General features: G+C 59.8%; 21 protein-coding genes. 3 read left to right on the top strand and 18 right to left on the bottom strand.

What is annotated here, in order from left to right; all coding sequences use genetic code 11:
* Positions 1 to 185: 185 nt before the first annotated feature.
* The 18 genes from tilS to rpsB all read right to left on the bottom strand — a co-directional run bounded on the left by tilS (position 186) and on the right by rpsB (position 20,974).
* The gene (tilS, locus tag JFU48_RS01515) at positions 186 to 1,514 is read right to left on the bottom strand and encodes a tRNA lysidine(34) synthetase TilS (protein WP_201135690.1); all 1,329 of its coding nucleotides are present in this window, start codon (positions 1,512 to 1,514) and stop codon (positions 186 to 188) included.
* Positions 1,515 to 1,647: 133 nt separating this feature from the next.
* Positions 1,648 to 2,595 carry an acetyl-CoA carboxylase carboxyltransferase subunit alpha gene (locus tag JFU48_RS01520; protein ID WP_045122315.1) on the bottom strand — a complete coding sequence of 316 codons (948 nt, stop codon included), beginning with the start codon at positions 2,593 to 2,595 and terminating at the stop codon, positions 1,648 to 1,650.
* Between the two features lie 138 nt (positions 2,596 to 2,733).
* The gene (gene dnaE, locus JFU48_RS01525) at positions 2,734 to 6,255 is read right to left on the bottom strand and encodes a DNA polymerase III subunit alpha (RefSeq protein ID WP_201135691.1); all 3,522 of its coding nucleotides are present in this window, start codon (positions 6,253 to 6,255) and stop codon (positions 2,734 to 2,736) included.
* 76 nt (positions 6,256 to 6,331) lie between these two features.
* Positions 6,332 to 6,958: a ribonuclease HII gene (gene rnhB / locus JFU48_RS01530; RefSeq protein WP_201137043.1), complete on the bottom strand. Its 627-nt coding sequence runs from the start codon at positions 6,956 to 6,958 to the stop codon at positions 6,332 to 6,334.
* Between the two features lie 8 nt (positions 6,959 to 6,966).
* Positions 6,967 to 8,097 (bottom strand): lipid-A-disaccharide synthase, encoded by a 1,131-nt coding sequence (lpxB, locus tag JFU48_RS01535; RefSeq protein WP_003222145.1) that lies wholly within the window; start codon positions 8,095 to 8,097, stop codon positions 6,967 to 6,969.
* Positions 8,098 to 8,099: 2 nt separating this feature from the next.
* On the bottom strand, positions 8,100 to 8,876 hold the full coding sequence (gene lpxA, locus JFU48_RS01540) for an acyl-ACP--UDP-N-acetylglucosamine O-acyltransferase (protein WP_103486496.1): 777 nt from the start codon (positions 8,874 to 8,876) through the stop codon (positions 8,100 to 8,102).
* Entirely contained in the window at positions 8,873 to 9,313 is a 441-nt protein-coding gene (fabZ, locus tag JFU48_RS01545; RefSeq protein ID WP_003222142.1) for a 3-hydroxyacyl-ACP dehydratase FabZ, read from the bottom strand. The genes lpxA and fabZ overlap by 4 nt, the downstream gene beginning before the upstream one ends.
* Positions 9,314 to 9,419: 106 nt before the next feature.
* The gene (lpxD, locus tag JFU48_RS01550) at positions 9,420 to 10,475 is read right to left on the bottom strand and encodes a UDP-3-O-(3-hydroxymyristoyl)glucosamine N-acyltransferase (protein WP_045122314.1); all 1,056 of its coding nucleotides are present in this window, start codon (positions 10,473 to 10,475) and stop codon (positions 9,420 to 9,422) included.
* A gap of 3 nt (positions 10,476 to 10,478) precedes the next feature.
* A complete protein-coding gene (locus tag JFU48_RS01555) occupies positions 10,479 to 10,982 on the bottom strand; it encodes an OmpH family outer membrane protein (RefSeq protein ID WP_003222140.1) in 504 nt (167 codons plus the stop codon).
* Between the two features lie 45 nt (positions 10,983 to 11,027).
* Positions 11,028 to 13,415 (bottom strand): outer membrane protein assembly factor BamA, encoded by a 2,388-nt coding sequence (gene bamA / locus JFU48_RS01560; RefSeq protein ID WP_003222136.1) that lies wholly within the window; start codon positions 13,413 to 13,415, stop codon positions 11,028 to 11,030.
* A gap of 74 nt (positions 13,416 to 13,489) precedes the next feature.
* Complete coding sequence (rseP, locus tag JFU48_RS01565) at positions 13,490 to 14,842, bottom strand: sigma E protease regulator RseP (protein ID WP_003222134.1); 1,353 nt, start codon at positions 14,840 to 14,842, stop codon at positions 13,490 to 13,492.
* Between the two features lie 54 nt (positions 14,843 to 14,896).
* Positions 14,897 to 16,087, bottom strand: a complete 1,191-nt coding sequence (ispC, locus tag JFU48_RS01570) for a 1-deoxy-D-xylulose-5-phosphate reductoisomerase (protein WP_003222132.1) — start codon at positions 16,085 to 16,087, stop codon at positions 14,897 to 14,899.
* Positions 16,084 to 16,890 carry a phosphatidate cytidylyltransferase gene (locus tag JFU48_RS01575; protein ID WP_003222130.1) on the bottom strand — a complete coding sequence of 269 codons (807 nt, stop codon included), beginning with the start codon at positions 16,888 to 16,890 and terminating at the stop codon, positions 16,084 to 16,086. Before JFU48_RS01575 ends, ispC begins: the two co-directional genes overlap by 4 nt.
* Entirely contained in the window at positions 16,890 to 17,645 is a 756-nt protein-coding gene (gene uppS, locus JFU48_RS01580) for a polyprenyl diphosphate synthase (protein ID WP_003222128.1), read from the bottom strand. The genes JFU48_RS01575 and uppS overlap by 1 nt, the downstream gene beginning before the upstream one ends.
* A gap of 14 nt (positions 17,646 to 17,659) precedes the next feature.
* Positions 17,660 to 18,217, bottom strand: a complete 558-nt coding sequence (gene frr, locus JFU48_RS01585) for a ribosome recycling factor (protein ID WP_103520496.1) — start codon at positions 18,215 to 18,217, stop codon at positions 17,660 to 17,662.
* Entirely contained in the window at positions 18,214 to 18,957 is a 744-nt protein-coding gene (gene pyrH / locus JFU48_RS01590) for a UMP kinase (RefSeq protein ID WP_003222124.1), read from the bottom strand. The genes frr and pyrH overlap by 4 nt, the downstream gene beginning before the upstream one ends.
* A gap of 212 nt (positions 18,958 to 19,169) precedes the next feature.
* The gene (tsf, locus tag JFU48_RS01595) at positions 19,170 to 20,033 is read right to left on the bottom strand and encodes a translation elongation factor Ts (protein ID WP_003222121.1); all 864 of its coding nucleotides are present in this window, start codon (positions 20,031 to 20,033) and stop codon (positions 19,170 to 19,172) included.
* 203 nt (positions 20,034 to 20,236) lie between these two features.
* Positions 20,237 to 20,974, bottom strand: a complete 738-nt coding sequence (rpsB, locus tag JFU48_RS01600) for a 30S ribosomal protein S2 (RefSeq protein ID WP_003222119.1) — start codon at positions 20,972 to 20,974, stop codon at positions 20,237 to 20,239.
* 373 nt (positions 20,975 to 21,347) lie between these two features.
* Between rpsB and map the strand changes: the two genes are divergently transcribed.
* The 3 genes from map (at position 21,348) to dapC (ending at position 26,195) form a co-directional block, all read left to right on the top strand.
* Positions 21,348 to 22,130: a type I methionyl aminopeptidase gene (map, locus tag JFU48_RS01605; protein ID WP_103486500.1), complete on the top strand. Its 783-nt coding sequence runs from the start codon at positions 21,348 to 21,350 to the stop codon at positions 22,128 to 22,130.
* Between the two features lie 41 nt (positions 22,131 to 22,171).
* Complete coding sequence (locus tag JFU48_RS01610) at positions 22,172 to 24,874, top strand: [protein-PII] uridylyltransferase (protein WP_201135692.1); 2,703 nt, start codon at positions 22,172 to 22,174, stop codon at positions 24,872 to 24,874.
* A 121-nt stretch (positions 24,875 to 24,995) separates the two neighbouring features.
* Entirely contained in the window at positions 24,996 to 26,195 is a 1,200-nt protein-coding gene (dapC, locus tag JFU48_RS01615) for a succinyldiaminopimelate transaminase (protein ID WP_003222115.1), read from the top strand.
* Positions 26,196 to 26,295 lie beyond the last annotated feature (100 nt).

The following is a 26,295-nucleotide window of genomic DNA, read 5'->3' on the forward strand; positions in this document are numbered from 1 at the left end:
AGTGCACCTTTCAAAAAAACCGCCGCGTTGGGACAGACCGGCAGATGAAACACCGGTACGTTGCTCGCTACACATTTTTTGGAATCGCCCAGCAAAGACTGCTTGGTAATCGGCAACTCCTGCAATTCAGGCGAATCCACAGAAGTTGTATCAAGAAGGGAGCGTAGTCTACCGGAATGCCCCTTTCATCTCAAACCTTGATCTTCGTCTGTTGGCTGCCAATGCAATTTCCAGCCGTCCGGCCCCTGCCCGTCAAGGCCTGGCAGGTTCGCCACGGCGAGCAATTCTGCGCCGCGAAACAGCAGCGGCAATCTGCCACGGACGAAGCCCGGTACCGCGCGCTCATTGAGCAGGCGCTTGAGATCGCGGTGGCCACGCCCCGACAGATGCATCAGCTCGCCGCCCTGCCGATAGCCAATCCGCAACGGCCCGACCGGAGTCTGCCCGCTGAACATGACACGCCCGTTATTCGCCAAGCGTAGCGCTGTCGACGGGTCAGGCCAATCGACGCCGAGCGCTGGCGCGCGCAGCCAGTCGCCGCTCAGCCACCATAGCCGGCCGGCGCTGCGCTGCAATTCGCCATCAGCCAGACGCCAGACCGGCGATGCATCGCTGGCAGCGCCGCAGAGGTCATCCCAACCCGACCAATGGTCGGTGTCAGGCAGCCGGGTCAGCAGTTCGAGCCAGTGACTGAGTGCATTGCGTTGACGAGCGGCAGATAAACGCGCCAGCGGCGCCAGTTCCAGCGACGGCAGGCCCAGCCATGCAAACTCACTCGGCGTGGCGGCTTGTGCCAGATCGAGCTGCGCCAACTCATCGAGCAAACCTTGCGCCTCGCGCAGATGCGCCGCGCTGCGAGCCATGCTCGCCTGCGCCTGCGGCCAACGCGCCGTGAGCATTGGCAGCACCTGATGGCGCAGATAGTTGCGCGAGAACTTCCGATCTTCGTTCGAAGGGTCTTCGATCCAGCGCAACTGGTGCGCGCGGGCGTAAGCCTCAAGCTCGGAGCGCGTCACGTCGAGCAATGGGCGCAGCAGCGTGCCCTGCCCCAACGGCCGCTGCGCCGGCATCGCTGAAAGTCCGCGAACGCCGGCACCGCGCATCAGGCGAAACAGCAAAGTCTCCGCCTGATCATCCCGATGCTGACCGGTCAGCAACAAATCCCCGGCCTCGGTCAGCGATGTGAACGCCGCATACCGCGCCTCCCGCGCTGCTCGCTCCAGGCTGGCGCCGGGTTGCACCGTCACCCGCACCACTTGCAACGGGACGTCCAGTGCGTCGCAGACCGACTGACAATGCTCCGGCCACGCATCGGCCGCAGCCTGGAGGCCGTGGTGGATATGGATGGCGCTGAGCGCCGGCAGAGAGTGGTGTTGAGCGAGATGGGTCAGCAGATGCAGGAGGACGGTGGAATCCAGACCGCCGGAGAAAGCCACGCGCCAAGTCTTGGCATTGCGCCAAGCTGCAAGATTGCGCAGAAGCCGGGAAGGCAGATCATTCACGGACTGACCCATATCTTTCTCTTGGCCCAAATCAAATGTGGGAGCGGGCTTGCTCACGAAGGCGTTTCAACATTCAACACATCTGCCGAATGTTATACCGCTTTCGCGAGCAAGCCCGCTCCCACATTGGGTATTGCGAGATCTGTCAGAGACCGTAGCTCATCAGACGATCGTAACGACGCTTGAGTAGCGCTTCGTTGTCGAACTTCTTCAACATCGCCAGTTGCGAGCTCAGTTCGGCACGGATCGACGCAGCGGCAGCCGCCGGATCACGGTGAGCGCCGCCGAGTGGCTCGCCGATAACCTTGTCGACGATGCCCAGGCCTTTCAGGCGCTCGGCGGTGATGCCCATGGCTTCAGCGGCATCCGGTGCTTTTTCGGCGGTTTTCCACAGAATCGAAGCGCAACCTTCCGGCGAGATCACCGCGTAGGTCGAGTATTGCAGCATGTTCAGCTGATCGCAGACACCGATCGCCAGCGCACCGCCGGAACCACCTTCACCGATAACGGTGGCGATGATCGGGGTCTTCAGGCGCGACATCACGCGCAGGTTCCAGGCGATGGCTTCGCTCTGGTTGCGCTCTTCAGCGTCGATCCCAGGGTAAGCACCCGGGGTGTCGATGAAGGTCAGGATCGGCATCTTGAAACGCTCGGCCATTTCCATCAGACGGCAGGCCTTGCGGTAGCCTTCCGGACGCGGCATGCCGAAGTTGCGGCGTACCTTCTCGCGCACTTCACGGCCCTTCTGGTGGCCGATGATCATCACCGGCTGGTCTTCCAGACGTGCCACGCCACCCACAATGGCGGCGTCGTCGGAGAAGTGACGGTCACCGTGCAGTTCGTCGAACTCGGTGAAGATGTGCTCGATGTAGTCGAGGGTGTACGGGCGTTTCGGGTGACGCGCCAGGCGTGCGATCTGCCAGCTGGTCAGCTTGCCGAAGATGTCTTCGGTCAGCGTCTTGCTCTTGTCCTGCAGGCGGGAGATCTCATCGCCGATATTCAGCGAATTGTCATTACCGACCAAGCGCAACTCTTCGATCTTGGCTTGCAGGTCGGCGATCGGCTGTTCGAAATCTAGAAAATTCGGGTTCATAGGCGTCCGTCTTGGGTCGTGTCCCAAATGAGCTTGGGCCGGCCGGTTGTCTATTCGCGCCTACCTTAAGGGAGAGGCGCGCTGAGGTCGAGATTAAAAATTCAGGTTGTGGGCAAGCGCAATGATGGCACTTGCCGGTCAACGGTATTGGAGGAAGACGTTGTCTCGCCCGAACTGGTCACGCAGGGCTTGAATCAACGCATCCGCCGGGTCGATTCGCCAGGTCTCGCCAAACTGCAGCAAGGTCTTCGCATCGGGACTGGTGTACTCCATGGTGATCGGGCACGCCCCGCGGTGACGCTTGAGCAGTTCACCCAACCAGCGTAGCTGATCGCCTTTCAAATCCTGAGTGTGCAGCTTCAGGCGCAGGCTCTCGGCCAGATTGGTGCGTGCATCTTCCATGCTCATCACCCGCTTGACCCGCAGACGCAAGCCGCCGGAGAAGTCATCGTTACTGACTTCGCCTTCGACCACCACCATCGCGTCGGTCTGCAACAGCGATTGCGCGGAGTGGAACGCATCGGCGAACAGCGACGCTTCGATCCGTCCCGAACGGTCATCGAGGGTGATGAAGCCCATCTTGTCGCCCTTCTTGTTCTTCATCACCCGCAGGGCAATGATCATCCCGGCCACGGTTTGCGTGTCGCGGGCCGGCTTCAGGTCGATGATGCGCTGCCGGGCGAAACGGCGAATTTCGCCCTCGTACTCGTCGATCGGGTGACCGGTGAGGTACAGGCCCAGAGTGTCTTTCTCACCCTTGAGGCGTTCCTTGAGGGTCAGTTCCTTGGCCTTGCGATGGGTCGCGTAAACGTCGGCATCTTCCTCGCCGAACAGCCCGCCGAACAGGTCGGCGTGGCCACTGTCGTGGGTGCGTGCGGTCTGCTCGGCAGACTTGATCGCCTCTTCCATCGCCGCCAGCAGCACGGCGCGGTTGCGGTCGATGTTGGCCTGATAAGCCTTTTGCTCATCGTGGAAATAAGGCCCGAGACGATCCAGTGCACCGCTACGGATCAAGCCGTCCAGCGTACGCTTGTTGATGCGCTTGAGGTCGACCCGGGCGCAGAAGTCGAACAGATCCTTGAACGGGCCGGCCTGACGCGCTTCGGTGATCGCTTCCACCGGGCCTTCGCCGACGCCTTTGATCGCGCCCAGGCCATAGACGATGCGGCCGTCGTCGTTCACCGTGAACTTGAACTCGGAAGTGTTCACGTCTGGCGCATCGAGGCGCAGCTTCATCGTGCGCACTTCCTCGATCAAGGTCACGACCTTGTCGGTGTTGTGCATATCCGCCGAGAGTACCGCGGCCATGAACGGCGCCGGGTAGTGCGCCTTCAACCATGCGGTCTGGTACGACACCAGGCCATAGGCGGCGGAGTGGGATTTGTTGAAGCCGTAACCGGCGAATTTTTCCACCAGGTCGAAAATGTTACCGGCCAGGTCGGCGTCGATGTTGTTGGTCGCGCAGCCTTCAATAAAGCCGCCACGCTGCTTGGCCATTTCCTCGGGCTTTTTCTTACCCATGGCTCGACGCAGCATGTCCGCACCACCGAGGGTGTAACCGGCCATGACCTGGGCGATCTGCATCACCTGTTCCTGATACAGGATGATGCCGTAAGTCGGTGCCAATACCGGCTTGAGGCCTTCGTACTGGTAGTCCGAGTGCGGGTACGCCAGTTCGGCGCGACCGTGCTTACGGTTGATGAAGTCGTCCACCATGCCGGACTGCAGCGGGCCCGGACGGAACAGGGCTACCAGTGCGATCAAGTCTTCCAGGCAGTCGGGCTTGAGCTTTTTGATCAGCTCTTTCATGCCGCGCGATTCAAGCTGGAACACCGCGGTGGTTTCGGCTTTCTGCAACAGGCTGTACGTCGGCTTGTCGTCGAGCGGGATGAACGCGATGTCCAGCGGCTCTTCGCCGACCTTGGCGCGGTCGCGGTTGATCGTTTTCAGTGCCCAGTCGATGATCGTCAGGGTTCGCAGGCCGAGGAAGTCGAACTTCACCAGACCGGCCGCCTCCACGTCGTCCTTGTCGAACTGGGTTACCAGACCGTCACCGGCCTCGTCGCAATAGATCGGCGAGAAGTCGGTCAACTTGGTCGGGGCGATTACCACACCACCGGCGTGCTTGCCGACGTTACGCACCACGCCCTCGAGCTTGCGCGCCATCTCCCAGATTTCCGCCGCTTCTTCATCGACCTTGATGAAGTCACGCAGGATCTCTTCCTGTTCGTAGGCTTTTTCCAGGGTCATGCCGACTTCGAACGGAATCATCTTCGACAGACGATCCGCCAGACCATAGGACTTGCCCTGCACCCGCGCCACGTCACGCACCACAGCCTTCGCGGCCATGGAACCGAAAGTGATGATCTGACTTACCGCATTGCGGCCGTACTTCTCGGCCACGTAGTCGATCACCCGGTCACGACCGTCCATGCAGAAGTCGACGTCGAAGTCGGGCATCGAGACCCGTTCCGGGTTAAGGAAACGTTCGAACAGCAGGTCGTATTCCAGCGGGTCGAGGTCAGTAATCTTCTGCACGTAAGCCACCAGCGAGCCGGCACCCGACCCCCGGCCAGGACCTACCGGCACGCCGTTGTTCTTGGCCCACTGGATAAAGTCCATCACGATCAGGAAGTACCCGGGGAAGCCCATCTGGATGATGATATCCAGCTCGAAATTCAAGCGATCGACATAGACCTGACGCTTGGCTTCGTAGTCTTCGGTGGTGTCCTTGGGCAACAGCACCGCGAGGCGTTCTTCGAGACCTTCGAAGGACACCTTGCGGAAATATTCGTCGATGGTCATGCCATCGGGAATCGGGAAGTTGGGCAGGAAGTGCGTGCCCAGTTTCACCTCGATGTTGCAACGCTTGGCGATTTCGACGGTGTTTTCGATGGCGTCGGGAATGTCGCTGAACAACTCGGCCATTTCCTCGGCGCTTTTGAGGTATTGCTGATCGCTGTAATTCTTCGAACGCCGCGGATCGTCGAGCGCGCGGCCCTCGCCGATGCACACGCGGGTTTCGTGAGCGGCGAAGTCTTCCTGCTTGATGAAGCGCACATCGTTGGTCGCTACCAGCGGCGCGCCGAGCTTGTCGGCCAGGGCCACCGCACCGTGCAGTTGTTCTTCGTCGTTGGGACGGTTGGTGCGCTGGATTTCCAGATAGAAACGATCCGGGAACACCGCCATCCATTCACGCGCCAGCGCTTCGGCCTCGGCCGGGTTGCCGCCGATCAGCGCCATGCCGATCTCGCCTTCTTTGGCGGCGGACAACATGATCAGGCCTTCGTTGGCCTCGGCGACCCATTCGCGCTCGATGATGATCATGCCGTTACGCTGGCCCTCGATGAAGCCACGCGAGATCAGCTCGGTGAGATTGCGATAGCCCTTGGCGTTCATTACCAACAGGCTGATCCGGCTCAATGGCGCGTCCGGATCCTTGTTCGACAGCCACAGGTCGGCACCGCAGATCGGCTTGATGCCCGCGCCCATGGCGTTTTTATAGAATTTGACCAGGGAACACATGTTGTTCTGATCGGTGACTGCCACCGCCGGCATGTTCATGCCGGTCAGCGCCTTGACCAGTGGCTTGATCCGCACCAGCCCGTCGACCAGGGAGTATTCAGTGTGCAGGCGTAGATGAACGAATGAAGCCGGCATAGTGATCCTGTCCAGTTACATAGAGACAACAAGGCCCGGATTGTACCGGGCCTCGAACAAAACATCAGCCTTGCGCCTAAACCTGCGTCAGACCTTCCAGCGCCTCGTAAGCCTGACGCACCGGGGTGAACGAGCGCCGGTGAATCGGCGTCGGGCCAAGCCGCACCAACGCTTCCAGATGAACGGGCGTCGGATAGCCTTTATGGCCGCCGATGCCGTAACCCGGATAGATCAATTCGAACGCCGACATCTCCCGGTCGCGACTGACTTTGGCCAGAATCGATGCGGCGGCAATCGCCGGCACCTTGCTGTCGCCCTTCACCACCGCTTCGGCGCGCATCGGCAGTTTCGGGCAGCGGTTACCGTCGATCATCGCCAGTTTCGGCTGAATATGCAGCCCGGCCACCGCACGCTGCATGGCGAGCATGGTCGCGTGCAGGATGTTCAGCTCGTCGATTTCTTCGACTTCGGCGCGGGCGATGCACCAGCTCAGGGATTTCTCGATGATCTCGTCGTAAAGTTTCTCGCGCCGGGCTTCGGTGAGTTTCTTCGAGTCATTGAGACCGAGAATCGGCCGGTTCGGATCGAGAATCACCGCCGCCGTCACCACTGCCCCGCACAACGGGCCGCGACCGACCTCGTCGACACCGGCCACCAGCTCTTCAACTTCGGCGACCAGAGTGAAATCCAGGCCCATCTGCATCGTCTTGCTCATGGTTTCTGACCGATCAGGTTGAGGACGGCATCCGCCGCCTGATTGGAAGCATCCAGCCGCAATGTGCGGTGGATCTCGTCGAAGCCTCGGGTCTGCTCTTCGCCACCTTCGATCAGCGGCGCCAGGGTCTGGGCCAATGCTTCGACTGTCGCATCATCCTGCAACAATTCCGGTACCAGCAGACGCTGGGCCAGCAGGTTCGGCAGCGACACGTAGGGGCTCTTGACCATGCGCTTGAGAATCCAGAAGGTCAGCGGCGCCAGGCGATACGCAACGACCATTGGCCGCTTGTACAACAATGCTTCAAGTGTCGCCGTGCCGGAGGCGATCAACACCGCGTTGCACGCCGCCAGGGCCAGATGCGATTTGCCGTCGAGCAGGGTTACCGGCAAGTCGCGGCCAACCAGCAACTCTTCGAGCTGAGCGCGACGCTCGGCATTCGCGCACGGTATGACGAAGCGCAACCCCGGGCGCATGGCCCGCAGGCGCTCGGCCGTATCCAGGAACAGCGCACCGAGACGGCCGACTTCACCACCGCGACTGCCGGGCATCAACGCCACCAGCGGCCCGTCGGGCAAGCCGAGTTCGGCGCGCGCTGCGGCGCGATCGGCTTGCAGCGGGATGGTATCGGCCAGCGTATGACCGACGAACCGCACCGGCACGCCCTTCTCTTCGTAGAATTTTGCTTCGAACGGCAACAGGGTGAGCATCAGATCGCAACCTTCGCGAATCTTCAGCACACGCTTCTGGCGCCACGCCCACACCGAAGGGCTGACGTAATGCACGGTCTTGATCCCGGCCTGACGCAGCTTGAGTTCGATGTTGAGGTTGAAATCGGGAGCGTCGATGCCGATGAACACATCCGGTTTCTCGGCAATCAACGTGGCGATCAGGTGCTTGCGGCGCTTGAGCAACTCGCGCAGCCGCCCGAGCACTTCCACCAGCCCCATGACCGACAGACGCTCCATAGGGAAATAAGACGTCAGGCCCTCGGCCTGCATCAACGGACCGCCGACACCGATGAACTCGACTGCCGGGTGTTGAGCCTTGAGGGCGCGCATGAGCCCGGCGCCCAAAATATCACCGGAAGCCTCTCCCGCCACCAGCGCAATACGCAGACTGGCCATGATCAGCGGGTGATGCCGCGAGTCGACGACTGGATCGAGTCACGAAACACCGCGACTTCCGGGAACTGCGCAGCAGGCTCGGCCAACTCGGCCAACGCTTGCTCCACGGTCAGGCCCTGGCGATACACCGTTTTATAGGCGCGGCGCAGCGCATGAATCGCGTCTTCGCTGAAACCACGACGGCGCATGCCTTCGAAGTTCATGCTGCGCGCTTCGGCCGGGTTGCCGAACACGGTCACGAACGCCGGAACGTCCTTGCCGATGGCAGTGCCCATGCCGGAAAAACTGTGGGCGCCGATGTGGCAATACTGATGCACCAGGGTGAACCCGGAAAGGATCGCCCAGTCGTCGACATGTACATGCCCGGCCAAAGCCGTGTTGTTGACCAGAATGCAGTGGTTGCCGATCACGCTGTCATGTCCGATGTGGGCATAGGCCATGATCAGGTTGTGATCGCCAAGGGTGGTTTCCGAACGATCCTGAACGGTGCCACGGTGAATCGTCACGCCTTCGCGAATGACGTTGTGATCACCGATCACCAAACGGGTTTCTTCACCCTTGTACTTCAGGTCGGGAGTGTCCTCACCGACCGAGGAAAACTGGTAGATGCGATTGTGCTTGCCGATGCGGGTCGGGCCTTTGAGGACCACGTGCGGCCCGATCACAGTACCCTCGCCGATTTCCACACCTGCGCCGATGATCGACCACGGGCCGACCTCGACGCCGTCAGCCAGAACGGCCGACGGATCGATGATTGCGCGAGGGTCAATCAAACTCATAGCTTGCGTTCCGCACAGATGATTTCAGCCGAGCAGACCGGTTTACCGTCGACCGAAGCCTGGCATTCGAATTTCCAGATCTGACGCTTGCAGCTGATGAACTTGGCTTCAAGGATCAATTGATCGCCCGGCAGCACTGGCTGACGAAAACGCAGCTTGTCGGAACCGACGAAGTAGTAAAGCGTGCCATCGGCCGGTTTCACGTCGAGCATTTTAAAACCGAGGATCCCGGCAGCCTGGGCCATCGCCTCGATGATCAGCACGCCTGGCATGATTGGATGCGCAGGGAAGTGACCATTGAAGAATGGCTCATTGATGCTGACATTCTTGTAGGCGCGAATGCGCTTGCCTTCAGTGTCCAGTTCCACCACCCGGTCCACCAGCAGGAACGGGTAACGGTGAGGCAGGTATTCGCGAATCTCGTTGATGTCCATCATTTCGGGGGGAAGCCTATGTAAAGATTGGGAGCGCGACTGACGCGCACTCCTCTAGCAAATCAAGGAGGCAGTCTAGAGGCTGTGCACACTTGATATGGAAATGGTATCAGCCATCAGATGAAGCATTACTGCCGGGGGTCACTTCCCCAACGCGCTTTTCCAACTGCTTCAAACGTCGCGCGATGTCATCGAGCTGACGGATGCGGGCCGCGCTTTTGCGCCATTCGGCCGCCGGCTGCATGGCTGTGCCGGAAGAATAGGCGCCTGGCTCGGTAATCGAGTGGGTCACCATGGTCATCCCGGTCAGGAAAACGTTGTCGCAAATATCGATGTGCCCCACCAGGCCGACGCCACCGGCGAGCATGCAGTGCTTGCCGATCTTGGTGCTGCCGGAGATACCGACACACGCGGCCATGGCGGTGTGATCACCGACCTGGACGTTGTGCGCAATCTGGATCTGGTTGTCGAGTTTCACGCCGTTGCCGATCACGGTATCCGCCAGCGCGCCACGGTCGATGGCGGTGTTCACACCGATCTCGACATCGTCACCGATGGTCACGCCGCCGATCTGGGCGATCTTCTGCCAGACACCTTTCTCATTGGCAAAACCGAAGCCTTCGCCACCGAGCACGGCGCCGGACTGGATCACCACCCGCTTGCCGATGCGCACGTCGTGATAAAGCGTCACCCGCGGAGCGAGCCAGCCGCCCTCACCGATTTCACTGCGGGCACCAATGACGCAATGGGCGCCCAGGGTGACCTGTGCACCGATGCGCGCACCGGCCTCGATCACCACGAACGGGCCGATGCTGGCGCTTGGATCAACCACCGCATCCGGCGCAATCACCGCCGTGGGATGAACACCCGCGGTGGCTTTCGGTTTGGGATCGAACAGGTGAGAGATACGCGCATAAGCCAGGTAAGGATCCGGCACCACCAGCGCATTGCCGGCAAAACCTTCGACATCGGCTTCCTTGAGCAACAGCGCAGCCGCCTGGGAACTTGCCAGGTATTTGCGATATTGAGGATTTGCCAGAAAGCTCAACTGAGCTGGGCCAGCCTCCTGCAAGGTGGCTAGCCCAGTAATTTGCGTCTCGGGGTCGCCACGCAGGGTGGCGCCGAGGAACTCGGCCAACTGGCCGAGCTTGATAGTCACGGTCATGGGTTACTTCAGCTGATTCATGCGCTCGATAACCTGGCGCGTGATGTCGTACTGCGGTTTGACATCGATGACTGCGCCACGCTCGAACACCAGGTCAAAACCACCTTTCTTGATGACTTCTTCCACTGCGCTATCCAGTTTCGGCTTCAGTTGCTTGAGCATTTCGCGGTCGGCAACTGCCTTGGCTTCGTTCAGCTCCTTGGACTGGAACTGGAAGTCACGGGCCTTTTGCTTGAATTCAAGCTCCAGACGCTCACGCTCGCCCTGCTGCATCTTGTCGCCACCGGCCATCAGGCGATCCTGAATGCCCTTGGCGCTGCTTTCCAGCGTCTTGAGCTTGGTCAGTTGCGGACCGAACTTCTTCTCGGCATCCACGGCGTACTTCTTGGCCGCGTCGGATTCCAGCAGTGCCATCTGATAGTTCAGCACGGCGATTTTCATGTCGGCGAACGCCGGGCCTGCCACCAGTACGGAGGCCAGGAGAACCAATTGAGTCAACTTACGCACGATGCACTCCTACAAAATCCATTGTCGTTATCTTGGGTCAGACGCTTAGAACGTCTGGCCGAGGGAGAATTGGAACACTTGAGTTTCAGCGTTATCCGGCTTCTTGACCGGCATCGCCAGAGCAAAACTCAGAGGACCCAGTGCGGTGACCCAGGTCACGCCAACACCGACGGAACTTGCCATGTTGCTCAGGCTGATGTCGTTGCACTGAGTGTTGGCCTTTGTACCATCTGCGTTGGTGGTCGACTTGCAAGTCGAGTCGAACACGTTACCGACGTCCCAGAATACCGAGGTACGCAGGGAGCGCTGATCCTTCACGAATGGCAGCGGGAACAGGACTTCAACACCGCCCTGGATCAGCACGTTACCACCGAACGGCAGCGGGTCCTGGTCCGGGTCGGCCAGTGTACCGGCGTTACCTGTAACCCCGACGCCACGGCTAGGGGTACTGCGAGGACCCAAAGTGCTGTCCTTGAAGCCACGTACCGAGTTGAAACCACCAGCATAGTAGTTTTCATAGAACGGCAAGCCATCGGTCGAACCATAACCGTCGCCATAACCCAGCTCGGTGTGCAGACGCAGGGTGTAGTTTTCGGTGATCGGCTGGAACAACTGGCCACGGTAGTCGAGCTTGTAGAACGACAGGTCGCTGCCAGGAATCGTGGTTTCCAGAGTCAGGCTCTGGGAACGGCCACGGGTCGGCAACACGCCCTTGTTCAGGGTCGACTCGGACCAGCCGGCCGAAGCCTTGAAGTTCAGGTAGTTGTCGCCTTCCTTGTTAACGAAGTCGAAAATCTCGTCGACGGTGTACTGACCGGTCTTGATCTTGTCCTGCTGCGCGGACAGACCGAAGGTCAGACGCGAAGTCTCACTGATCGGGTAGCCAACGTTGACGCCGGCACCCAGGCTGTCTACCGCATAGCTCGCTACGTCGACGTCGAGGTCTTTGTAGTCGGTGGTGCGATAGAACGCGTTGTAACCCAGGCTCACGCCGTCGGCGGTCCAGTAGGGGTCAACGTAGCCGAAGTTGTAGCGGCTCTGGTATTCGCTGCGGGTCAGGCCCACGCTCACACGGTTACCAGTACCCAGGAAGTTGTTCTGGGTGATCGAACCACCGAGGATCAGGCCGGCGCTCTGCGCGAAACCGACGCTGGCGGTGATCGAGCCGGAGGCTTGTTCTTCAACGGCGTAGTTCACGTCAACCTGGTCGTCGACACCCGGAACAGCCGGTGTCTCGACGTTCACTTCCTTAAAGAAGCCCAGACGCTCAAGACGGGTCTTGGACTGGTCGATCAGGTAGGTCGAAGCCCAGCCACCTTCCATCTGACGCATTTCGCGACGCAGCACTTCGTCCTCGGACTTGGTGTTGCCACGGAAGTTGATGCGGTTGACGTAGGCGCGCTTGCCCGGATCGACGGCGAAGAGGATGTCCACAGTGTGATCGTCGTCATGCGGCTGAGGTATGCCGTTGACGTTGGCGAAGGTGTAACCCTCGTTACCCAAACGGCGCGTGATCAGTTCGGAGGTGGTGGTCATCAGCTTGCGCGAGAACACCTGGCCTTTCTGCACCAGCAACAACGACTTGACCTGGTCTTCAGGCACCTTCAGGTCACCGCTGAGCTTGACGTCACGAACGGTGTACTTCTCGCCTTCGGTGATGTTGACGGTGATGTAGACGTGTTTCTTGTCCGGGGTGATGGACACCTGGGTCGAAGCGATATCCATGTTGATATAGCCGCGGTCCAGGTAGTAGGAACGCAGACGCTCCAGGTCACCGGAGAGCTTTTCACGGGCGTACTTGTCGTCGTTCTTGAAGAACGACAGCCAGTTGGTGGTTTTCAGTTCGAACAGGTCGATCAAGTCGTCGTCAGGGAAAACCGTGTTGCCCACCACGTTGATGTGCTGGATGGCAGCCACAGTGCCTTCGTTGATCTTCACTTTCAGGGCTACGCGGTTACGCGGCTGCGAGACCACTTCGGTATCAACCGTAGCCGAATAGCGGCCCTGCGCAACGTACTGGCGCTGCAGCTCGTTACGCACACCTTCGAGGGTGGCGCGCTGGAAGATCTCGCCTTCCGAGAGTCCGGACTGCTTGAGGCCTTTCATCAGGTCTTCGGTAGAGATCGCCTTGTTACCTTCGATCTCGATACTCGCGACCGACGGGCGTTCGACGACCGTGATCACCAGAACGTTGCCTTCGCGGCCCAGCTGGATATCTTGAAAGAAACCGGTTTTGAACAACGCACGAGTGGATTCCACCAGGCGACGATCATCCGCCTGCTCGCCGACGTTCAACGGCAAGGCACCAAAGACGCTACCCGCGGAGACCCGCTGGAGGCCATTGACGCGAATATCAGAGATAGTGAAGGACTCGGCGTGAACTTCGGCGATCATCAATACGGTGAGAACCGCAGTTAGCAGCAGACGTTTCATGAAGTCCTTTCTTATTCCAACTGGCAATAAACAAACTGCCGCAAAATGCGGCAGATTCGCAATTCAGCGAAGCTTTACAGACGGCCCAGATCATTGACCAGAGCAAGCAACATCACTCCGACCACCAAACTGATACCGATCTGCACCCCCCAACCTTGCACCCGATCCGACAAGGGGCGACCACGCACCCACTCAATCAGATAAAACAACAAATGCCCCCCATCCAGTACAGGGATGGGCAGCAAATTCAGAACTCCCAGGCTAATACTCAGATAAGCAAGGAAATTCAGGAAATCAGCAACGCCCGACTGGGCAGAAGCGCCCGCCACTTTAGCAATGGTTATCGGCCCACTCAAGTTTTTTACCGAGAGCTCGCCAAACAGCATTTTCTTCAGTGAGTCCAGCGTCAGGATGCTCATGGTCCAGGTACGTCGGGCACCCTCGCCAATCGCGGCCAACGGGCCATAACTGACCTCGCGGATCATTTCCGGCGGCCAGTCCACGGCTTTTACGCCGGCCCCGAGATAACCGCTCGGCGCTTTGCTTTCGCCGCGCGCCGCCAAGGTCACCGGGACGTCGATTTGAGCACCGTCACGCTCGACGCGCAGCAAGATTTTGGTATCAGGACGCGTACGAACGGTATCGACCACTTGCTGCCAGTCACCCAGCGCCTGACCATCGAGCGACAGCAGACGGTCGCCGGTTTTCAGACCAGCGGCCTGCGCCGGACCTTTTGGATCGAGCTCGGCCAGCACTGGCGGCAGGGCCGGGCGCCATGGGCGAATCCCCAGCGAGCGAATCGGATCGGGCTCGTCCGCCCCTTTGAGCCAATGATCGAGCGCCAGTTCGCGCGGCGTATCCGCTGTAGAGCCCTGCTCACGCACGAGCAATTGCAGGGCCCCGCTTTCCCCAAGACGACGAACCAACTGCAAATTGACGGCCGCCCAGCCAGAAGTCGGCTCGCCATCAATGGCGACGATTTCCTGACCGGCACTCAAGCCAGCCCTGGCCGCGATGCTGCCGGACTCGACGGCACCGATGACCGGACGGATCTGCTCGCTGCCGAGCATGGCCAGCACCCAGAAAAACACCAGGGCCAACAGGAAGTTGGCGATCGGCCCCGCTGCAACAATAGCGATACGCTGGCGAACCGATTTGCGATTGAAGGATTGATGAAGCTGATCGGCCGGGACTTCGCCCTCACGCTCATCGAGCATTTTGACGTAGCCACCCAGCGGAATCGCGGCGACGACAAACTCGGTACCCTGCTTGTCGTGCCAGCGAAGCAAGGGCATGCCGAAGCCCACAGAGAAACGCAAAACCTTGACGCCACAGCGACGCGCGACCCAGAAGTGGCCGAATTCGTGAAAGGTGACCAGCACACCCAAAGCGATCAGGGTGCCGGCAATCATATAGAGCGCGCTCATCTACTTTCTCCGCAATCCTGTTCAGTGCCGCGTGAAGCCATGGTCCTGCAACGGCTATCGGCCGTGACGATCAAGCCATTGTCCGGCCAGAATCCGCGCTTTCGCGTCAGCGGTAAACACCGCGTCCAGATCCTCAAGCGCAACCACTGGCTCGAGATTCAGCACATCCTCGATGATACTCGCGATTTCCAGATAACCAACGCGTCCGTCGAGAAACGCCGCGACCGCCACTTCGTTGGCCGCATTGAGCATGGCCGGCGCGCTGTTGCCAGCCTCTGCCGCCTGTCGCGCCAGGCGCAGGCAAGGGAAGCGCTGCTCGTCCGGTGCTTCGAAATCCAGACGTGCAATGGCAAACAGGTCCAGCGGCGCCACACCCGAGTCGATCCGCTCAGGCCAGGCCAATGCGTTGGCAATCGGCGTGCGCATGTCAGGGTTGCCCAACTGCGCCAATACCGAGCCATCCACATAGTCGACCAGCGAGTGAATCACACTCTGCGGATGAATCACCACCTCGACCTGCGACGGCTTGGCGTCGAACAGCCAGCAAGCCTCGATCAACTCCAGGCCCTTGTTCATCATGCTGGCCGAATCCACCGAGATCTTGCGACCCATGGACCAGTTCGGGTGAGCACATGCCTGATCAGGCGAAACATGCGCCAGTTCGCTCATCGGCGTCTGACGGAAAGGACCGCCCGAAGCCGTCAGCAAAATCCGCCGCACGCCAACAGCGCCCAGACCACGGGAAAAATCCTGCGGCATGCACTGGAAGATCGCGTTGTGTTCGCTGTCGATCGGCAGCAATACCGAACCGCTCTTGTGCACGGCCTGCATGAACAACGCGCCGGACATCACCAACGCTTCTTTGTTGGCCAGAAGGATTTTCTTCCCGGCCTGCACCGCTGCCAGGGTCGGACGCAGACCCGCGGCGCCAACGATGGCGGCCATCACGGCATCGACTTCGGGCGCGGAGGCGACCTGGCACAGGCCCTCCTCCCCGACCAATACGCGAGTGGATAAACCGGCAGCACGCAGGTCGTCCTGCAAGCCACGCGCCGCCGCCACTTCCGGCACGACTGCGAATTGCGGCACATGGCGCACGCACAAGGCCAGCAACTCGCTCAGGCGCGTGAAGCCGCTCAGCGCGAAAACCTGATAACGCTCAGGATGACGAGCGATGACGTCGAGGGTGCTCAGACCGATCGAGCCGGTAGCCCCCAGAACGGTAATCTGTTGAGGGCGGCTCACGGCGCAGCCATCCACAGCAATACAGCGAAAATCGGGATCGCGGCGGTCAGACTGTCGATGCGATCAAGCACACCGCCATGACCGGGCAGCAGGTTGCTGCTGTCCTTGATGCCGGATTGACGTTTGAACATGCTCTCGGTGAGGTCACCCACCACCGAAATGAATACGATCAACGCAGCGCCGATCAGGCCCTTGAGCAGCTCGCCAACGGTCCAGTCACGCACCAGGCCGACGATCGCGGTAATCACCAGGCTCAGCGCCAGACCACCGTAAACGCCTTCCCAGCTTTTGCCAGGGCTGACTTGCGGCGCCAGTTTGCGCTTGCCAAAGGCACGGCCGGAGAAATAGGCACCGATATCGGCCCCCCAGACCAGCACCATCACCGCCATGATCAACCAGTTACCCAGCGGGTACTGCTTGATCTGCACCAGCCCTTGCCAGGCCGGCAGCAGGATCAGCAAGCCGATCACCAGTTTGGTGGCCGCCGTGGACCAGTGCTCGCTCGAACGCGGATAGGTCAGCACCAGATAGGTCGCCACCGCCCACCACAACACCGAGGCGCCCAACACCCAAGGGGCGAGGCCCGGCAGGACGTACATGACGAACAGCATCAGCGCGACGACAGCGGCAAAGCCGACACGGAACGACTGCGCGGTAAAGCCAGCCAGACGCGCCCATTCCCAGGCGCCCAGGCTCACGACCAGACCGATGAACAGCGCAAAACCAGACCCTTCGAGCAGGAAAAACCCGCACAGAGCGATCGGCAGCAGGATCAGCGCAGTGATGATTCGTTGTTTAAGCATTAAACCCGGGCTCCAGCTTCGACCTGTTCGCTCGTTTTACCGAAGCGACGCTGGCGCGAAGCGAAATCGGCCAGCGCGGTGCGCATGGCTTCGTGTTTGAAGTCCGGCCAGAACAGGTCGGAGAAGTACAACTCGGCGTACGCCAGTTGCCACAGCAGGAAGTTGCTGATGCGGTGCTCGCCACCGGTGCGGATGCACAGATCCGGCAACGGCAGGTCGCCGGTGGCCAGACAGGTCTGCAGCAGATCCGGAGTGATATCTTCCGGACGCAGATGCCCGGCCTGGACTTCACGCGCCAGACGCTGCGCCGCTTGGGCAATATCCCACTGACCACCGTAGTTGGCGGCGATCTGCAGGATGAAGCGGTTGGCACCGGCCGTCATGGCTTCCGCCTCGCGCATCGCCGCCTGAAGCTCAGGGTGGAAGCGCGAGCGATCACCGATGATGCGCAAGCTGATGTTGTTGTCGTTGAGGCGCTTGGCCTCACGACGCAACGCCTTGAAGAACAGATCCATCAAGGCACTGACTTCATCGGCCGGGCGCTGCCAGTTTTCACTGGAAAAGGCGAACAGGGTGAGCACTTCGACCTTGGCCTCGGCGCACACCTCGATTACCGCCCGCACAGCATCCACGCCAGCTTTATGCCCGGCGACACCCGGCATAAAGCGTTTTTTCGCCCAGCGATTGTTGCCATCCATGATGATCGCGACATGGCGCGGCACCGCGGACGGCGCAGACTGCTTGGTCTTGTCCATTTGAAACTCGACCCTTATACGGCCATCAGGTCTTTTTCTTTCTCGTCCGTGGCCTTGGTGATCTGGGCCTCGAAGTCTTTGGTCAGCTTGTCGATTTCAGCGGTGGCACGACGCTCTTCGTCTTCGCTGATTTCTTTATCCTTGACCAGTTTTTTCAGCTCACCCAGCGCATCACGGCGGATATTGCGCACAGCAACACGTGCATCTTCAGCGGCAGCACGCGCCTGCTTGGTGAAGCCCTTACGGGTTTCTTCGGTCAGGGCCGGCATGGAGATCAGCAGCAGTTCACCCAGGTTGGTCGGGTTCAGGTTCAGACCGGCGCTCTGGATCGCTTTGTCGACGGCCGCCAGCATGTTGCGCTCGAAAGCGACGACTTGCAGGGTGCGGGAGTCTTTTACAGTGATGTTGGCCACTTGAGTGATGGAAGTGTCTGCGCCGTAGTACGGCACCATCACGCTGCCCAGGATGCTTGGGTGAGCCTTGCCGGTACGAATCTGGCCGAATGCATGGGCCAGAGAGTCCAGGGATTTCTGCATGCGCTCTTGAGCGTCTTTCTTGATTTCGTTGATCATTGTTGACCTTCCTCGATCAGAGTGCCTTCAGCGCCGCCATGCACGATGTTCAGCAGGGCGCCGGGCTTGTTCATGTTGAATACGCGCAGCGGCATTTTGTGGTCGCGGCACAGGCAAATCGCTGTCAGATCCATTACACCCAGCTTGCGATCCAGTACTTCATCATAAGTCAGATGATCGAACTTCTCGGCATGCGGGTCTTTGAACGGGTCAGCGGTATAGACGCCATCGACCTTGGTCGCCTTCAGCACGACGTCAGCGTCGATCTCGATGGCGCGCAGGCAGGCTGCCGAATCCGTGGTGAAGAACGGATTACCGGTACCGGCGGCGAAAATCACCACGTCCTTGGAGTTCAGGTGGCGCATGGCTTTGCGGCGATCATAGTGATCGGTCACGCCAACCATGGAAATGGCCGACATCACGATGGCCGAGATATTGGCACGTTCCAGCGCATCACGCATGGCCAGGGCGTTCATCACAGTGGCCAGCATGCCCATGTGGTCGCCTGTCACCCGATCCATGCCAGCCTTGCTCAAGGCCTCGCCACGGAACAGGTTGCCACCGCCGATCACCAGACCGACCTGTACGCCGATGCCGACCAGTTGGCCGACTTCCAGCGCCATCCGATCCAGCACTTTTGGATCGATCCCGAACTCTTCCGAGCCCATCAGGGCCTCGCCGCTAAGCTTGAGTAGAATGCGTTTATAGCGAGCCTGATAACCACTGCCCTGCTGAGCCATTGCGAATCTCTCCTGCGGCGTATTTAAAAAATTCTTTGCAAGCTGTTTTACAGCTGGCGTTCACTCTAGCTTGGCGCTGCTTCAGCGCCATCGGAACCTGGCTTTGTAAGTCAGTTCCCAGTGGAAACCAATAAAAAATTGGTAACCCCATCTGAAAAGAGGCTGCGCGCGTGAGCGGGCAGCCTCTTTCGGGCGACAGTTGAAAAACCGTCTTATTGCTTGGCGGCAGCCAGCTGGGCAGCAACTTCTTCAGCGAAGTTGTCGACCGGCTTCTCGATGCCTTCGCCTACTTTGAAGTAGGTGAAGGAAACGATTTCTGCGCCGCCTTTCTTGGCCAGCTCGCCAACCTTGATTTCAGGGTTCTTGACGAACGCCTGCTCAACCAGGCTCGCTTCTGCCAGGAACTTGCTGATACGGCCTTTGACCATGTTCTCAACAATGTTTTCTGGCTTGCCCTTGATCTTCTCTTCGTTCAGCTGCAGGAACACAGCTTTTTCACGCTCGATCGCTTCAGCCGAAACTTGCGAAGGCAGCAGGAACTCAGGGTTGCTCGCAGCGACGTGCATCGCGATGTCTTTGGCCAGCTCGACGTCACCGCCTTTCAGAGCCACAACAACACCGATCTTGTTGCCGTGCAGGTAAGAACCTACAACGTCACCCTCGATACGGGTCAGACGACGGATGTTGACGTTTTCGCCTACTTTGGCAACCAGTGCTTCGCGAGCAGCTTCTTGCGAAGCGATCAGCGGAGCAGCGTCGGTCAGCTTGTCAGCGAAAGCTTTTTCAACGCTGGCAGCAACGAAGTTCTTGAAGTCGTCTTGCAGAGCCAGGAAGTCGGTCTGCGAGTTCACTTCCAGGATAACGGCAGCTTTACCGTCGTCCTTGATTGCGATTGCGCCTTCAGCGGCAACGTTGCCAGCCTTTTTCGCAGCCTTGATCGCGCCCGAAGCACGCATGTCATCAATGGCTTTTTCGATGTCGCCGTCAGCCTTTTCCAGGGCTTTCTTGCAGTCCATCATGCCTTCGCCGGTACGCTCGCGCAGTTCTTTAACCAACGCTGCAGTAATTGCTGCCATTTTCAAATTCCTCTTGGATAGGTTTTCAACCATTCCACCCGATCGAACGGGCGTTCAATTCTTCCCGAATCACCTTGTACCCGCCGCACGTTACAGATGCAGGGGCTGCGCCACCAGACACGGGCGCCAACAAACGGTTTTCGAGGTGGCAAAAAGGGGGCCAAGCCCCCTTTTTGCTTACTGAGTCAACGCCAGGGCGTCAATTACTCAGCTGCAGCCTGAGTTTCTTCAGCTGCGAACTCAACAGTGCCGCCAGCAACATTGTTGCGACCACGGATCACTGCGTCAGCCATCGAACCCATGTACAGCTGGATAGCGCGGATTGCGTCATCGTTGCCTGGGATGATGTAGTCAACGCCTTCCGGGCTGCTGTTGGTATCGACAACGCCGATGACCGGGATGCCCAGCTTGTTGGCTTCGGTGATCGCGATGCGCTCGTGGTCAACGTCGATCACGAACAGTGCGTCTGGCAGACCGCCCATGTCCTTGATGCCGCCCAGGGAGCGATCCAGCTTTTCCAGGTCACGGGAGCGCATCAGCGCTTCTTTCTTGGTCAGCTTGGCGAAAGTACCGTCTTCGGCTTGAACTTCAAGGTCACGCAGACGCTTGATGGAAGCACGAATGGTTTTGAAGTTGGTCAGCATGCCGCCCAACCAGCGGTGATCGACGTACGGCGAACCGCAACGTGCTGCTTCTTCAGCAACGATCTTGCCAGCGGAACGCTTGGTGCCGACGAACAGAATCTTGTTTTTGCCCTGGGCCAGACGCTCTACGAAAGTCAGAGCTTCGTTGAACATTGGCAGGGTTTTTTCAAGGTTGATGATGTGAATCTTGTTACGCGCGCCGAAAATGTACTTACCCATTTTCGGATTCCAGTAACGGGTTTGGTGACCGAAGTGCACACCGGCCTTCAGCATATCGCGCATGTTGACTTGGGACATGATAGTTCCTTAATAAGTCGGGTTTGGCCTCCACGTATCCCAATGACCAACCAGTGGCATAAAGCCAAAAGCACCCAGGTCATCGTGTCGACACGTGTGTGGATTTAAGCTTTTCGGGGTATCCCCGGAAAGCGGCGCATTTTATACCACAGGGTGCGCAGAAACGGAACCCGGAATCTGTAATCGCACCAAGGACATGGGCGCAGCCCCCTTGGAATCGCCTTCAGGCGCACCATTGTATAGACAGACGCGATGCACGCAGGCGCGGATTTGCTCCTTCCGTCTGATAGAATCGCGTTTTTCAGGGTCGCAAATCCTACACTTGCCACCCTCTCCGTATCAGTAAGCGCCGCCGAGCGCAGAGAGAGCCTGTATGACCGTCAACCTCAAAACCCCCGAGGACATCGCTGGCATGCGAGTCGCCGGCAAACTGGCCGCCGATGTGCTGGAAATGATTGCCGAACATGTCAAACCGGGTGTTACCACCGATCAACTGAACCAGATCTGCCACGACTACATCGTCAACGTGCAGCAGGCCATCCCTGCCCCGCTCAACTACAAGGGTTTTCCGAAGTCGATCTGCACCTCGATCAACCACGTGGTCTGCCATGGCATCCCAAATGACAAGCCACTGAAAAACGGCGACACGCTGAACATCGACGTCACCGTGATCAAGGATGGCTACCACGGCGACACCAGCCGCATGTTCCACGTCGGTGAAGTGCCGGTCTGGGCCGAACGTCTGTCGCAGGTCACCCAGGAATGCATGTACAAGGCGATTGAAATCGTCAAACCTGGCTGCCGCCTCGGCGACATCGGCGAAATCATCCAGAAGCACGCGGAAAAGAACGGCTTCTCGGTGGTTCGCGAATTCTGCGGCCACGGCATCGGTAAGGTGTTCCACGAAGAACCGCAGATCCTGCACTACGGCCGCGCCGGTACCGGCATGGAACTGAAGGCTGGCATGACCTTCACCATCGAGCCGATGATCAACCAGGGCAAGGCCGACACCAAGGTGCTGGGTGACGGCTGGACCGCGATCACCAAAGACCGCAAGCTCTCGGCACAGTGGGAACACACCCTGCTGGTAACCGACACCGGCTACGAGATCTTCACCCTGCGCGCCGACGACACCATCCCGCGCGTCTCGGCCTGATCCCAAGAACGCTCCCAGCCTTATAGAAGGAAAGCCAATCGATGCCGCAGGTGGATCCCGAACTGTTCGACCGCGGCCAGTTCCAGGCTGAACTGGCCCTGAAAGCGAGTCCCATTGCGGCGTTCAAGAAGGCGATCCGCCAGGCTCGCGAGGTCCTCGACACGCGTTTTCGCAGCGGCCGCGACATCCGCCGGCTGATCGAAGACCGTGCCTGGTTCGTCGACAACATCCTGCAAAAGGCCTGGGAGCAGTTCAACTGGAGCGAAGACGCCGACATCGCGCTGGTCGCGGTCGGCGGCTATGGCCGTGGTGAGTTGCACCCCTATTCCGACATCGACCTGCTGATCCTGCTGGACAGCGCCGACCACGAAGTTTTCCGCGATTCCATCGAGCGTTTTCTGACGCTGCTGTGGGACATCGGTCTGGAGGTCGGGCAGAGCGTGCGTTCGGTCGACGAATGCGCCGAAGAGGCCCGCGCCGACCTGACCGTGGTCACCAACCTCATGGAAAGCCGCACCATTTGCGGCCCTGAGCGTCTGCGCCAGCGCATGCTCGATGTCACCAGCACCGCACACATGTGGCCGGCCAAGGAGTTCTTCCTGGCCAAGCGCGCCGAGCAGAAGGCCCGCCACCACAAGTACAACGACACCGAATACAACCTGGAACCCAACGTCAAAGGCTCGCCCGGCGGCCTGCGGGATATCCAGACGATTCTGTGGGTGGCCCGGCGTCAGTACGGCACCCTGAACCTGCGCGCCCTCGCCGGCGAAGGTTTCCTGGTCGAGAGCGAAAACGCCCTGTTGGCCTCCTCCCAGGAATTCCTCTGGAAAGTCCGTTACGCCCTGCACATGCTCGCCGGCCGCTCGGAAGACCGCCTGCTGTTCGACCATCAACGAACCATTGCCGGCCTGCTGGGCTTTGAAGGTGACGACGCCAAACAGGCCGTCGAAAACTTCATGCAGCAATACTTCCGCGTAGTGATGAGCATCGCCCAGCTCAGCGACCTGATCATCCAGCACTTCGAGGAAGTGATCCTCGCCCCGGAAGACGAAGCACCACCGCAGCCGATCAACTCGCGTTTCCAGCTGCACGACGGCTACATCGAAGCGCGCAACGACAACGTGTTCCGCCGCACGCCGTTCGCCATGCTCGAGATCTTCGTGCTGATGGCCCAGCAGCCGGAAATCAAAGGCGTGCGCGCCGACACCATTCGTCTGCTGCGGGAAAACCGGCATCTGATCGACGACAATTTCCGCAACGACATCCGCAATACCAGCCTGTTCATCGAGCTGTTCAAGTGCAAGATCGGCATCCATCGCAACCTGCGGCGGATGAACCGTTACGGCATTCTCGGGCGTTACCTGCCGGAGTTCGGCTTTATCGTCGGACAGATGCAGCATGACCTGTTCCACATCTATACGGTCGATGCGCACACCCTGAACCTGATCAAGCACCTGCGTAAGTTGCAGTACAGCCAGGTGTCGGAAAAATTCCCGCTGGCGGCCAAACTCATGGCCAAACTGCCCAAGCCCGAACTCATCTACATGGCCGGTCTGTACCACGACATCGGCAAGGGCCGGCATGGCGATCACTCGGACATCGGCGCGGTCGATGCCGAAGCGTTCTGTCAGCGCCATCAGTTGCCGGTGTGGGACAGCCGCCTGATCGTCTGGCTGGTGCAAAACCATCTGGTGATGTCGACCACCGCACAGCGCAAGGATCTGTCCGACCCGCAGGTGATCCACGATTTCGCCCAGATCGTGGGTGACGAAACCCGTCTGGACTATCTGTATGTGCTGACCGTAGCCGACATCAACGCGACCAACCCGACCCTGTGGAACTCCTGGCGCGCCAGCCTGTTGCGCCAGCTCTACACCGAGACCAAACGCGCCCTGCGCCGTGGCCTGGAAAACCCGGTGGATCGCGAAGAGCAGATCCGCCAGACCCAGAGCGCGGCACTGGACATTCTGGTGCGCGGCGGCACCGATCCGGACGACGTCGAGCAGTTGTGGGCGCAGTTGGGCGATGACTATTTCCTCCGTCATACCGCCGGCGACGTGGCCTGGCACAGTGACGCGATCCTGCAGCAGCCGGCCGATGGCGGCCCGCTGGTGCTGATCAAGGAAACCACCCAACGCGAATTCGAGGGTGGCACGCAGATCTTCATCTACGCCCCGGATCAGCACGATTTCTTCGCCGTGACCGTGGCCGCGATGGACCAGCTCAACCTGAACATTCACGACGCCCGGGTTATCACCTCGAGCAGCCAGTTCACCCTCGACACCTACATCGTGCTCGACACCGACGGCGACTCGATCGGCGACAACCCGGCGCGGGTCAAACAGATTCGCGACGGTCTGACTGAAGCCCTGCGCAACCCCGACGACTACCCGACGATCATCCAGCGCCGGGTGCCGCGCCAGCTCAAGCACTTCGCCTTTGCGCCGCAGGTGACGATCCACAACGACGCCCAGCGTCCGGTGACGGTGCTGGAACTCACCGCCCCTGACCGCCCGGGCCTGCTAGCGCGGATCGGCGGGATCTTCCTCGAGTTCGACCTGTCGCTGCAGAACGCCAAGATTGCGACCCTGGGCGAACGCGTGGAAGACGTGTTCTTCATCACCGACGCCCACAACCAGCCGCTCTCCGACCCGCTGCTGTGCAGCCGCTTGCAGGACGCAATCGTCGAGCAACTGAGCGTCAATCAGGAACCGGATATCAAGCTTTCGCGCATCAGTATTTGATCCAGCAACTTCCCCCCTGTGGGAGCGGGCTTGCTCGCGAAAGCGGTGTGTCAGGCAACACATCATTCAATGACACACCGTTTTCGCGAGCAAGCCCGCTCCCACATTGAACGAGGCCCCCATGAACAACGCTCTGAACCAGCTCCAGCCCTACCCGTTCGAAAAGCTCCGCGCCCTGCTTGGCACGGTCACGCCGAACCCGGACAAACGCCCGATCGCCCTGTCGATCGGCGAGCCGAAACACCGCTCGCCAAGCTTTGTCGCCGAAGCGCTGGCGAACAATCTGGATCAGATGGCGGTGTATCCGACCACCCTTGGCATCCCGGCCCTGCGCGAAGCCATCGCCGGCTGGTGCGAACGTCGCTTTGGCGTACCGAGCGGCTGGATTGATCCGGCGCGCAATGTGCTGCCGGTCAACGGTACCCGCGAAGCGCTGTTCGCCTTCACCCAGACCGTGGTCAACCGTGGCGACGATGCGCTGGTGGTCAGCCCGAACCCGTTCTATCAGATCTACGAAGGCGCAGCGTTCCTCGCCGGGGCCAAGCCGCACTACCTGCCATGCCTGGACGAAAACGGCTTCAACCCGGATTTCGATGCGGTCTCGCCGGACATCTGGAAACGCTGCCAGATCCTTTTCCTGTGCTCGCCGGGCAACCCGACCGGCGCACTGATCCCGGTCGACGTGCTGAAAAAACTCATCGCCCTGGCCGACGAATACGACTTCGTGATCGCCGCCGACGAGTGCTACAGCGAACTGTACTTCGACGAACAGACCCCGCCGCCAGGCCTGCTAAGCGCCTGCGTCGAACTGGGCCGCAAGGACTTCAAGCGTTGCGTGGTGTTCCACAGCCTGTCCAAGCGCTCCAACCTGCCGGGCCTGCGCTCCGGTTTCGTCGCCGGTGACGCCGATATCCTCAAGGGCTTCCTGCTGTACCGCACCTACCACGGCTGCGCGATGCCGGTGCAAACCCAACTGGCCAGCGTTGCCGCATGGAATGACGAAGTGCATGTACGCGCCAACCGTGCGCTGTACCGCGAGAAATTCGATGCAGTGCTGGCAATCCTCAGCCCGGTAATGGACGTGCAGCGTCCGGACGGCAGCTTCTACCTGTGGCCGAACGTGGCCGGCGACGATGCCGCCTTCTGCCGCGACCTGTTCGAACAGGAACACGTGACCGTGGTGCCGGGCTCTTATTTGTCGCGAGATGTGGACGGCGTCAATCCGGGGGCCGGGCGTGTGCGCATGGCACTGGTCGCGCCACTGGCCGAGTGTGTCGAGGCCGCAGAGCGGATTCGCGCGTTCGTCACTCGCCAGTCCTAAGTTACTTTACCGTGCCAGTTCTGCTGGCACGGTAACCCGTCATAAAACCGCACACATATTCAATTTACCCACTCAAGTTCAGTCACTAGCATCCCTCATT

It is taken from the genome of Pseudomonas sp. TH49 (assembly GCF_016650625.1).
Taxonomy (GTDB): domain Bacteria; phylum Pseudomonadota; class Gammaproteobacteria; order Pseudomonadales; family Pseudomonadaceae; genus Aquipseudomonas; species Aquipseudomonas fluorescens_H.